The sequence below is a fragment of the Methanohalobium sp. genome (genome assembly GCF_046546175.1).
Classification (GTDB): domain Archaea; phylum Halobacteriota; class Methanosarcinia; order Methanosarcinales; family Methanosarcinaceae; genus Methanohalobium.
In genome coordinates this window covers 1-11,123 of sequence record NZ_JBKGYF010000057.1, presented here as the reverse complement: position 1 = coordinate 11,123, position 11,123 = coordinate 1, and the positions used below count along the sequence as shown (strand labels likewise).

Genomic DNA, 11,123 nt, shown 5'->3' with positions numbered 1-11,123 from the left:
CTGCTCAGTTGACTGTCAGGGCAATCGCTAAAGTAGCTGAAAGCTACAGCAACGACAGAAAAACCATGCACAAATTCGATAAAAAAGGAGCAATAGTCTACGACCAGAGGATACTATCGTTCAAAGATAATGATACTGTGTCCATACTTGCTCTGGATGGCCGTGAGGAAATCAGTATATTTTACGGTGATTTTAGACCTTTTGATATAAGTAAAATCCGGGGTCAAACTGACTTGATTTATGAAGACAGTAACATTTACCTGATGCTTGTGATGGAAGTAGGTGAAAATGATGTCAAATACTACGAAGGAATACCGGGTGTAAATCTTGGTTTAGTCAATATAGCAACCTCTTCTGATAATGAAGTTTACAAAGGCACAAAAGCTGATGAGATACGAGAGCGATATACCAGTCTGAAGTCGAGATTACAATCTAAAGGCACGTGGTCAGCCTTCCTAATGTCCTCCGCTTAGCTTCCGTTAGTCGAAGTTAAGAGATGGAAGGAAAAGCTAACCGCTTTAGCGGTTAGTAGCTGACAAATCAATCAACAGAGCCAAAGGATTTAAATTTATTATTGTTATAGGATATAAAAAAGCAGTTTTTATTCATGGAGAATACTTAAAATGATGCAGGAAATCACCAGTCAATATAATGCAAATAAGATAGAGAAAAATATTCACAGTTTCTGGGAAGAAAATAATGCATATAATAGGTTAAGAGAATCAAGGAAAGGCGCCAAAAAATTCTTTTTTGTAGATGGACCACCTTACACAACCGGTCATATCCATCTTGGTACTGCATGGAACAAGGTCATAAAGGATTCTATTTTACGCTACTTCTCCATGAATAATTATGACATCCATGAGCGTGCAGGATGGGATATGCATGGTCTGCCTATTGAAGTCAAGGTAGAAGGTTTACTTGGTTTTAAATCCAAGAAGGACATAGAAACCTATGGTGTTAGTGAATTTATAAATAAATGCAAGAATTTTGCTCTTGAGCAGAAAGACAACATGACAGATCAGTTCAAGTCGCTTGGTGTATGGCTGGATTGGGATAACCCATACATGACCTTGCGTGATGAATATATAGAGGCAGCCTGGTGGACTCTTAAACAGGCATACGACAAGCACCTGCTTGAAGAAGGACAACGTGTTGTAAACTGGTGTCCTCGGTGTGAGACGGCTATTGCGGATTCAGAAGTTGACTATTTTGAAATCACCGATCCATCCATCTACATCAAATTCAGGTTAAAGGATGAAGACAATACCTATGTTGTAATCTGGACCACAACACCATGGACAATCCCCTCAAACATGGCAGTAGCTGTTCATCCTTCTTTTGAATATTCAAAGGTTAAAGCTGTCACATCGGATGGAAATGAAGAAACACTGATACTGGCATCTGAGCTGGTCAAAGATGTCCTTAAAAAGGGACGTTACACCGATTATGAAACTATTGAAACCATGACTGGTAAAGACCTTGAAGGACTAAGTTACGAGCATCCCCTTGCAGATGCAGTATCAAAACAGGCAGAATTTGAGCACTATATATACACTGCAGATTATGTTACAGCTGAAAATACCGGATGTGTGCATATTGCACCTGGTCATGGTATGGAAGATTTTGAAGTAGGTGTTGAAAACAATATACCAATTTTCTGTCCAGTGGGTGCAGATGGCAGATACCTGAATGAAGCAGGCAAATATGCCGGTGAGCATATTAAAGATGCCAATCGAACTATAATCAATGACCTTGAAGACCGCAGAGTTTTGCTTGCTGAAGAATCCATAGTTCATCGATATGGACATTGCTGGAGATGCAAAACCCCAAATATCTATCTTGCAACTGTGCAGTGGTTCCTGAAAATATCTGACATTAAAAAAAACATGCTTTCAGAAATCCAGAAGGTAGACTGGTATCCTGAGTGGGCGGGTACAGCCCGTTTCAGAGATTGGGTTGAAGGTGCAAGGGACTGGTGTATATCCCGTCAACGCTACTGGGGAATACCAATACCGGTCTGGAAATGTGACAGCTGTGGGTCGATAGATGTTATCGGTACAAAACAGGAACTCATTGATAAATCAAATGCTGATGAAAACCTTGAACTCCACAGACCATATGTTGATGATTTAACCATCGAGTGTGATTGTGGAGGTTCCATGCATCGTGTAGAAGATGTGTTTGATGTATGGTTTGATTCAGCTGTGGCATCATGGGCGACTCTGGGTTATCCGCAGACAGAAGAAGAGTTTAATGAATGGTGGCCTGCCGATTTCATCACAGAAGGTCATGATCAGACCCGGGGGTGGTTTTATTCTCAACTTGGAGCAAGTATGGTTGCATTTGAACAGGCACCGTATAAAAGCGTCATGATGCATGGATTCACCCTTGACAATCACGGTAAAAAGATGTCCAAGAGTCAGGGCAATGTTGTAGACCCTCTTGAAGTGGTGGATAAATACGGTGCAGATACACTTCGTGCTTATGTGTTATCTTCAAGTGCACCATGGGACGATTTGAAATTCCATTGGGATGGTGTGAATCAGGTATACAGCAACCTGAATATCCTCTGGAATGTTTACAGATTCCCTCTACCTTACATGGTTCTTGACAATTTTGACCCGCAGGAGGTATCGATGGAATCGATATCAGACCATTTGAGAAAGGAAGATAGATGGATAATCTCCCGCATGCAGTCTGTTGTAAAGGATGCAGATAATGCAATGAGCGAATATCAACTGCATAAAGTCATGAGAACCATTACCGAATTTGTTCTGGAAGATCTATCCAGATGGTACATTCAGCTGATACGTCCAAGGACATGGGTTGAATCCGAAAACCCGGACAAGCTTGCAGCATACAGGGTATTGTATGATGTATTTGTAACAGTTTCAAAGATAATAGCACCGTTCATGCCGCATGTGGCAGAAGAAATGTACCAGAATCTGGTGCGAAATGTGGATCACTATGCACCAATAACAGTGCATATGACTGATTGGCCGGAATCAGAAGACGAAAATATAGATAAAGAACTCGAATCCCATATGCAGATTGTAAGGTCTATTGTGGAATCTTCAGCCAATGCACGTCAAAAGATAAAGCGTAAACTAAGGTGGCCGGTCTCACGTATTATAATAGCACCTGAAAATGAAGAGGCAGCGAACGCTGTGAATAATCTGCGTACAGTTCTGATGGACCAGACCAATGCAAAAAGTATTGAATTGCTTGATCCGGAAGAAGAATGGAGTGAACTTGGTATTGAAGCAATTCCTGAACCAAGTGCAATAGGTCCGGTGTTTAAAAAGGATGCAGGCGATTTGATAAACGCCATAAAGGAAGCTGACGCTTCTGAATTGAAACAATCCATTGACAGCTGTGGAAAAGCCAGTGTAACACTTTCCGATTCATCGGTAGCAGCAATAACACAGGATATGGTAAACTTCCAGTGGACTCTTCCGGAATCTGTCGCAAGCGCGGATTTTGAAGGAGGGATAGTTTATATTGATGCCACACTCACCAGTGAGATTGAATCAGAAGGATTTGCAAGAGAGGTAATACGAAGGGTTCAGGACATGAGAAAACAACTTGACCTTTCTGTAGATGAAAATATCAAATCTTTCATTAAAATCGATGACAATAGGACGGCAGAACTTGTCAACGAAATGAAGGATTATATTGCAAGAGAAATCCGTGCAGATACACTGGTTATTGGCACAGATATAAGTACAGATGGTGCACATGTAAAAGATTGGAATGTGGAAGGAATTCCAATGAAAATTGCAATTTCTCCACTGGAATCTGAACCAGGAAATGAATAACCATGGAATTTGCTGTATGGGGGCCAATCTATCAGGAAATCCTTGATGATTTTGAGTTTAACAGAAAGGACGATGAAAGGTCAGCTATCATACTTTCTGACCTTCTTTCAGGTTTACCAAATGTAGATGATATTTCGGTTTTAAGAAGGGTTATTGAAGGAAAGGACGTGCTGGTCTGTGGCAATGCACTCACTCTTGCTGATGATTTGGGTGCATTTGTTCTGGAAAATTATATAGTAATTGCTGCAGATGGTGCTACAGAAGTTTTGATGAACATAGGAATTGTACCTGATATTATTGTTACTGATCTTGATGGAAATGTAGAAAAAGAAATCTGTGCAAATCAGAAAGGTTCGTTTATGGTTGTTCATGCCCATGGTGACAACACCGATAAACTGAAAAAATATGTACCGCGTTTAAACGGTGTGATAGGAACCACTCAATCAAATCCACTGTACAATGTTTACAATTTCGGGGGATTTACAGACGGGGACAGAAGTGTCTATCTTGCCAGAGAATTCAATGCTGCATACATTGAACTTGCAGGTTTTGATTTTGATGATAATAATGTATCTGAAATCAAGAGAAAGAAACTTAAATGGGCAAATTGGTTAATTAATCAGGTATTATGATACATTATCAGAATCTATTTATACATTCATTATAAACAATATGTAGAGGTTGCATGCAAACATTAGTAATATGCATTGACAGAGACAACGATCTTGGTGAAAAAGCCCATATTGAAACTCCTGTAATTGGCAGAGAAAACAATATCAATGCTGCTGTAAAGCTTGCAACGTCCGACCCTGAGGATTCAGATACCAATACAATATTTGGTGGTATACAGGTACTGGATGACCTTTTAAACCGTGGAATTGATGCAGAAATCGTATTACTTGCAGGTGATAAAAACGTAAACGTTGTTGCTGACCAGCATATTTCTAGGCAGCTCGATGATATACTGGAAAAATACGATGCAAAACATGCGATTTTCATTTCGGACGGTGCAGAAGATGAAACGTTGTTACCCATAGTACAATCCAGAATCAAAATAGATTCCGTAAGACGTATTACTGTTATGCAAAGTGCAAACCTTGAAAGCACTTATTATTTACTAAAACATGCATTTAACGACCCCAAAATATCTCAGACCTTTTTTGTCCCTCTGGGACTTGCTGCCCTTATTTATTCAGTATTTTTGCTTCTAAACTACCCGGAAGGAGCAATTATTGGTATCTTGGCGGCAGTTGGTCTTTATATGCTATATAGAGGTTTCAATCTGGATGATAAGTTCGCAATTTTTTTAAATAATGTGAAAGATGCCTTTCATGGCGGAAGAATAACCTTTGTCACCTATCTGGCGGCATTTATGGTAGCTATTATAGCAACCATTCAGGGAACACTGGAAATCTGGACGTATTATAAACAGGGCGGAATCTGGTACTATGGGATACTGACACTTGCAACCGTCTTTATCAACGAAACTATATGGTGGTATACTGCAGCATTTCTGGCAGGATATTCAGGAAAACTTATAGATATCAAAGCAAGGGGAGAATCGATTTATTCCGGTATGTCTACAGTATTTTTTGCAATATCCATGGGTTTATTGTTCTGGGGTGCCAGTACCTATTTGTTTTCAATCAATTCATTCTTGAACGCTCCAGATATGCCTGCTTTTGGTCTTCAGTGTTTTGTGTATTCCATTATTGGGGCTTTTATAATTGCTCTTGTAGGAATGAAAATATCCATAGATAATAGGCATGGAAGGTATAATGAGCAGTTATCACAGACAGGGACAAAGTCTACCAGATAAAAAAATCGGTGTTGTTATTATCGGTGGATTGGGTTTTTCAAGATTTGAAAATTTTAAGCCCCTTTCCGTAAATACACCATTCGGGATTGTTAATGTTCATATGGGAAATATTGCCGGTCAGAATATCGCAGTCATACCCAGACATGGAGGAGAGCAAAAACATGTTCCACCCCACAGGATTAATTACCGTGCCAATATCTGGGCTGTATATGAACTTGGTGCTACTAGAATTATTTCAGTCAACTCGGTAGGCACAATGAAATCTTATACACCAGGCAGTCTTGTATTGCTAACTGATTTCTTGGATTTTACTAAAAACCGTGTTTCTACTTTTTTTGACAACAAAACCGTTCATGTAGATGTGTCGGAACCTTACTGTCCACAAATTAATAAATATCTTTCAAATTCGATTATCAATAGAAGTATCGACTTTTTTGAAGGTGTATATGCATGTACAGAAGGACCCCGGTTTGAAACAAAGTCAGAAATTGATATGTTAAGCCGGTTTGCTGATTTTGTGGGTATGACAGGTGTGCCTGAGGTTGTACTAGCAAAAGAACTCGATATGTGTTATGCATCGATAGGGCTGGTAACGAATTATGCATGCGGTCTGAGTTCTAAAAGGCTTACTGTGGATGAGGTAATAGATGTTGTTGATAATGCTCAGGACTTGCTTTATGATGTAATATCTGATACTATTTACACCCTTACAGAAGAAAGAAATTGTTCGTGTATGTATGCCACCTATAATGCTCGGATATAATCAGGCAATATCTCTGGATGTATCAATCTGTATTCCGCCATCAGAAATGTTGAATTTTATTATTTCTGTGTTTGGAGCCATACCCCGGATTTTTGGAATTGAGAGTTTGTTATTTATTTTGTCCACTCTCTGTTCAAGATGGACATCGAAAATAACATCAGATGCATTGAATAGGTCATTTTCAATATCTTCTGAATGGCTTCCTTTTAAACCGTAAAGATATGTGAGACTGTTAATTTCTTTAGTTGATTCATACAAGAGATGTACAATCCTCTTTAACAGACTGATACTGACATTGAGATTCATAAAAAACGAGAAATTATCAATGATTATATTCACATCATCGTTTTTTGCATCATTTATTATATTCTTGAGGTTGTATTCAGTGAATTCTATTATTTTCGTATCTGCATATTGGTTTCCGATGTTATCGCTTATTTCACCATTTGATGTAAGATAATACTCACTGTAAACATCAACAAAATGGACATTAGATGAATCAAAACCTTGGTTTATTATGTCCTGATGCACGTACACCGGTTTACGGTTTGTTGTAAAATAATAGGTTTTACGTGCAATGGTGAACTGGTATAGAAAAACTTCAGACATTGATTTCGGGTCTGCTGAAATAAATGTCATTGATCCTGCAGGTAAACCCCCACCCAGTATTCTGTCAAGGGCGAATATTCCAGTAGGTTTTATTATGGGTCTTGTGTGAACCATCTGTTCATCTACAGGAGGTTCCTGTTCCATATTTTTAAGCTTAGTGATTAAACATCCCTCACAGATACATAATAAAGTTTTATTATTATATTTTTTTGGTTTGGTCAAAATTACATGTTTTTACGCAATGGTTATTTATATATTATCAAAGACTGGTATCTATACAATGACTCTCTGGACAGTTGTAAGTGCCCAAAAAACAAAATTTACAATAATGCCTATTAAAAATAAAAAAAAGGTACCCCTCTTTTTAGGTGAGCTTATACTCAGCAAAACTTCTGCTGGACCCAGACCCCATAAATTCAAGGTTTATAAAGATGGTAAAGGAGAATACCGCTTACCTGATGAGTTTATAGACCTACTTCGGCTTTCTGGTCGAATCATGGTAGTTAAAGGGGGTTATAGTGATCAGGAATCCGATTTTTTAGAAATGCTTAAGGGATTCCAGTTAAATGGTGATTATGTTAATGCATGCAGGCACTGTCTCCTAAAATATAAATTCAACTTTGTAAATAAAAAGTCAATCAGGTACCATAAAGAGTTAATCTGCGAAGACTGTGCAAAGGAAGAACTCGAAAATGCCCTAAACAATGCACAATGCAGGTATGGGGAGGAAGCAGTAGAACATCTTAAGGAACTACTTTTCAAAACAAGGGACTTTGACCGTACCCTTGGAATGCTGAATCCTGAGTCCATTGACTCTGAGTTAACCCATTACGATACTATAGAATCCAACCCCGGAGTTAGTTCTGTAAAAATCAATGAATTACCGATTGCTAAAAAATTTAGAAAACACCTTCTGAAAAAATCGGAATCTCTGCTTCCTGTACAATCCCTGTCAGTAAAAAAAGGTCTGCTGGATGGTAAAAACCAGCTTGTCATGTCAGCTACAGCTACAGGCAAAACACTTATAGGTGAACTGGCAGGTGTGAGCAATGTTTTGAATAATAGAGGGAAGATGCTTTTTTTGGTTCCACTTGTTGCCCTGGCAAATCAGAAGTATGACCAGTTCACAAAAAATTATACCCATCTTAATATAACAACTTCGATACGTATTGGAAGTTCGCGTATCAAAACATCCAAAACAGCATTCATGCGTACAACACTGGATTCGGATATAATAGTGGGAACCTATGAAGGTCTAGATTATGTGTTGCGAACCGGTGATGTCGACAAACTTGGAAATATTGCCACAGTTGTAATAGATGAAGTCCATATGCTGGAGGATGCTGAACGCGGTCATCGGTTGGATGGTTTGATTTCCCGGTTGAAATATATCGTTCCAGAAGCCCAGTTTATCTACCTGTCCGCTACAGTAGCAAACCCTGCATGGTTTGCACAAAAACTTGAAGCTAGTCTGGTTGAGTATGAATATCGACCAGTTCCAATAGAAAGACATCTAATATTCTGTGACGACAGTAAAAAGGTTAAACTGATAACAAACCTGGTAAATGAAGAATATAGCAAATATTCATCCAAAGGGCACAAAGGACAATCCATTATATTTACAAATTCCAGAAAGAACTGTCACAGAATTTCAGATGCGCTTCCCATGCGTTCATCAGCCTATCATGCAGGTCTTACCGGATATGAACGAAAGAAAATAGAAAATAAGTTCCAGAAAGGAGAACTTCCAGCAGTTGTAACCACTGCAGCATTGGCAGCAGGGGTGGATTTTCCTGCATCACAGGTTATTTTTGAATCGCTTGCAATGGGTATTGACTGGATTACAATGCAGGAATTTCTGCAGATGCTTGGACGTGCAGGTAGACCGGATTATCATGACCGTGGAACAGTTGTTCTTCTGGCTACACCGGATAAATGTTATACAGGTGAACAGGAATTCACCGAGGATGAAGTTGCTATCCAATTATTAAAAGGCAAGATGGAGCATACAGGGGTAGAGTATGGTGAAGATGAAAATATGGAAGAAATACTGGCATCTTCAGCATTAACAACATCAATGAAAGACCTCAAGGCAATTCACAAACACCATATTGGTGGATATGGATTTGACCGGTTTTTTAATCAATTGAAAAAATACAACTTTTTACACCAGAAAGGTGACAGGATATCACTTACAAAATTTGGAAAAATTGCTGCCAGGCATTTTCTATCAGTAACCAAGGCTTTTCTCATACGTGATGCGGTTTTGGCTGGAACTGAACCGATAAATATTGTAACCAATCTGGAATTTTTCGATTCTGTCTATTTCAAACATGCCTCCCGTATATCTCGGGCATTAAATGTCAATCTCCCCTCACGAGTCTTTCAGGGCGGTTCGATTGATATATTGTTTGAAGGGGAAAATCTGTCAAAACTTGATGTATCTCTACAGGACCAGATATATGAATTTGCTGAAGATTTTCTAACCTGTAATTGTAAGGATTCACCTTACTGCGGTTGTCCAGAGCATAAATTCTCATCCAAACTGATAAGCTTTAGAGCCGATGGTTATGACCCTGAAGAGGTAATGAGACAGCTTGAAATCCGGTATGGTATAACTGCCTATGTCGGTGACCTTTTTGATTATCTGGATGATGTTATCAGGAATCTTGATGCAGTGGAACAGATGGCAAAAGCGTATTCAAAGAATGAAATAGCAAAAAATGCCGGTGTATTGAAAAAAAAGGTTGAAGGTGACAAATAAAGTCGAATAGTTAAAACTTTAGATAGGCGAAAGTGATTAAAATAATGTCGACACAATAGTGGACAAATCAGTATAACCAATTCCGGGATATATAATCATGACTGAAAATAATGAAGAGGGCAATAATAAGAAAAAATTAACCGTTGAATTTAAAAAGGCGGAAGATTTTAAACAGGCATATGCCATTGGAGCTGTGGGTGGACACAGTCCATACGATTTTCGAATAGGATTTTATAACGATTCTCAAAAAGGGTTTGGACAGAAATCAGATGCACGTGTGATAGAAAGGATACTGGAGACAGAAGTAATACTTTCTCCCATGGCAGCCTATGAACTCTCAAGATGGCTGAACCAGCATATTCAAGAATATGAAAATCTGTTTGGTCCAATTAGCAGTCAACATACTCAAAATACAAATGAGAATAACAAATCCGACAGCTCTGAATTACAAGGTTATATGTAAGTTGAACTAATACTTATCTCTGAAAATTCTGGATGCTTATTATTAAATTGATTAATTAGTGAGGTTATAAATTGTTCCCAAATAAGAAAGTACATAAGTTAATCGGGTCCAAAGTACAGGTGGAAATGAAAGGAAACCTTCACCTTCTTGAAGGTACACTTGAAAGTGTGGATGATTATCTTAACCTTCATCTAGCTGATTCGGTTGAGATTGCAAATGGCGAACGTCTCAGATCACTTGGGTCAGTGGTCTTGAGAGGCAATAACATCGTTCTGCTGGCACCTGTTGAAGAAAAATAAAAAAGTAGGGATTACAGGATATCATGGAACCCGAAGAACTGGCATTAAAAATAATACAAGATCATCCTGAAGGCGTCTATCAGAATCAGCTCTGGAAAGAGATGGAAATCGACAGCCGCAAATGTTCACGAATCGTATCAAAATTACTGAAAAAAGGGTTAATCACTCGTGAGTCAGCGGTTTCAAAAGGTTCAAAGACATATCTTTTAAAGAGTGCAGAAGAGCCGACACCATCCTATGAACGGCTTTTGGCGGGAGGTATGTTTTCGCCCTGTGCAGGCTGCAGACTTCCATGTGAACCCGAATACTGTGAACATTTAACTGAGTGGATTATGAAACTGGATGAAGAAAAGGATACATCTGAGTCTGAAGCTCAATGTTAAATGTTCAAACTCGTTAAAATCGAAAGTTATATATAGGTGTGTGGGTATTGTGTATCCCCGCACCGAAACAATCCTCATTGCTCCGGTAGTGTAGTCGGGCCAATCATTCCGGCCTTTCGAGCCGAAGACATGGGTTCAAATCCCATCCGGAGCATCCTAAAATTTTTTATAATCCCTCGAATATGGCTATTCATTTTAAAAT

At 38.8% G+C, this 11,123-nt stretch carries 9 protein-coding genes, 1 tRNA gene and 1 pseudogene; 10 read left to right on the top strand and 1 reads right to left on the bottom strand.

All coding sequences use genetic code 11. The features are described 5' to 3' along the window. The 5 genes and pseudogenes from ACLFMM_RS07005 to ACLFMM_RS06985 all read left to right on the top strand — a co-directional run. A pseudogene (locus ACLFMM_RS07005) lies at positions 1–452 on the top strand (RNA-guided endonuclease TnpB family protein); the annotation flags it as partial. A 171-nt stretch (positions 453–623) separates the two neighbouring features. Further along, the gene (ileS, locus tag ACLFMM_RS07000; protein ID WP_410808011.1) at positions 624–3,821 is read left to right on the top strand and encodes an isoleucine--tRNA ligase; all 3,198 of its coding nucleotides are present in this window, start codon (positions 624–626) and stop codon (positions 3,819–3,821) included. Between the two features lie 2 nt (positions 3,822–3,823). Further along, complete coding sequence (locus tag ACLFMM_RS06995; RefSeq protein ID WP_410808010.1) at positions 3,824–4,453, top strand: 6-hydroxymethylpterin diphosphokinase MptE-like protein; 630 nt, start codon at positions 3,824–3,826, stop codon at positions 4,451–4,453. A gap of 53 nt (positions 4,454–4,506) precedes the next feature. Then, positions 4,507–5,640 carry a DUF373 family protein gene (locus ACLFMM_RS06990; protein WP_410808009.1) on the top strand — a complete coding sequence of 378 codons (1,134 nt, stop codon included), beginning with the start codon at positions 4,507–4,509 and terminating at the stop codon, positions 5,638–5,640. Next, a complete protein-coding gene (locus tag ACLFMM_RS06985) occupies positions 5,588–6,403 on the top strand; it encodes an MTAP family purine nucleoside phosphorylase (RefSeq protein WP_410808008.1) in 816 nt (271 codons plus the stop codon). Before ACLFMM_RS06990 ends, ACLFMM_RS06985 begins: the two co-directional genes overlap by 53 nt. On the opposite strand, the gene ACLFMM_RS06980 is transcribed toward ACLFMM_RS06985, so the two are convergent. Beyond that, positions 6,404–7,156: an RAD55 family ATPase gene (locus ACLFMM_RS06980; RefSeq protein ID WP_410808006.1), complete on the bottom strand. Its 753-nt coding sequence runs from the start codon at positions 7,154–7,156 to the stop codon at positions 6,404–6,406. 136 nt (positions 7,157–7,292) lie between these two features. Between ACLFMM_RS06980 and ACLFMM_RS06975 the strand changes: the two genes are divergently transcribed. The 5 genes from ACLFMM_RS06975 to ACLFMM_RS06955 all read left to right on the top strand — a co-directional run bounded on the left by ACLFMM_RS06975 (position 7,293) and on the right by ACLFMM_RS06955 (position 11,075). After that, positions 7,293–9,776, top strand: coding sequence for a DUF5814 domain-containing protein (locus ACLFMM_RS06975; RefSeq protein ID WP_410808005.1), 2,484 nt, complete (start codon positions 7,293–7,295; stop codon positions 9,774–9,776). 97 nt (positions 9,777–9,873) lie between these two features. Then, positions 9,874–10,239 (top strand): DUF3467 domain-containing protein, encoded by a 366-nt coding sequence (locus ACLFMM_RS06970; RefSeq protein ID WP_410808003.1) that lies wholly within the window; start codon positions 9,874–9,876, stop codon positions 10,237–10,239. Between the two features lie 71 nt (positions 10,240–10,310). After that, positions 10,311–10,538, top strand: coding sequence for an LSM domain-containing protein (locus ACLFMM_RS06965; RefSeq protein ID WP_410808002.1), 228 nt, complete (start codon positions 10,311–10,313; stop codon positions 10,536–10,538). A 23-nt stretch (positions 10,539–10,561) separates the two neighbouring features. Beyond that, entirely contained in the window at positions 10,562–10,921 is a 360-nt protein-coding gene (locus ACLFMM_RS06960; protein ID WP_410808001.1) for a helix-turn-helix transcriptional regulator, read from the top strand. A 79-nt stretch (positions 10,922–11,000) separates the two neighbouring features. Continuing rightward, positions 11,001–11,075 (top strand) — tRNA-Glu (locus ACLFMM_RS06955). Positions 11,076–11,123: the final 48 nt, after the last annotated feature.

What these genes read in the sequence shown, in the direction of transcription:
- ACLFMM_RS06985 (WP_410808008.1), top strand. Translation starts at nt 5,588, where the DNA reads ATGGAAGGTATAATGAGCAGTTATCACAGACAGGGACAAAGTCTACCA.
- ACLFMM_RS06970 (WP_410808003.1), top strand. Translation starts at nt 9,874, where the DNA reads ATGACTGAAAATAATGAAGAGGGCAATAATAAGAAAAAATTAACCGTT.
- ACLFMM_RS06980 (WP_410808006.1), bottom strand. Translation starts at nt 7,156, where the DNA reads ATGGAACAGGAACCTCCTGTAGATGAACAGATGGTTCACACAAGACCC.
- ACLFMM_RS06960 (WP_410808001.1), top strand. Translation starts at nt 10,562, where the DNA reads ATGGAACCCGAAGAACTGGCATTAAAAATAATACAAGATCATCCTGAA.
- ACLFMM_RS06975 (WP_410808005.1), top strand. Translation starts at nt 7,293, where the DNA reads ATGACTCTCTGGACAGTTGTAAGTGCCCAAAAAACAAAATTTACAATA.
- ACLFMM_RS06995 (WP_410808010.1), top strand. Translation starts at nt 3,824, where the DNA reads ATGGAATTTGCTGTATGGGGGCCAATCTATCAGGAAATCCTTGATGAT.
- ACLFMM_RS06990 (WP_410808009.1), top strand. Translation starts at nt 4,507, where the DNA reads ATGCAAACATTAGTAATATGCATTGACAGAGACAACGATCTTGGTGAA.
- ileS (WP_410808011.1), top strand. Translation starts at nt 624, where the DNA reads ATGATGCAGGAAATCACCAGTCAATATAATGCAAATAAGATAGAGAAA.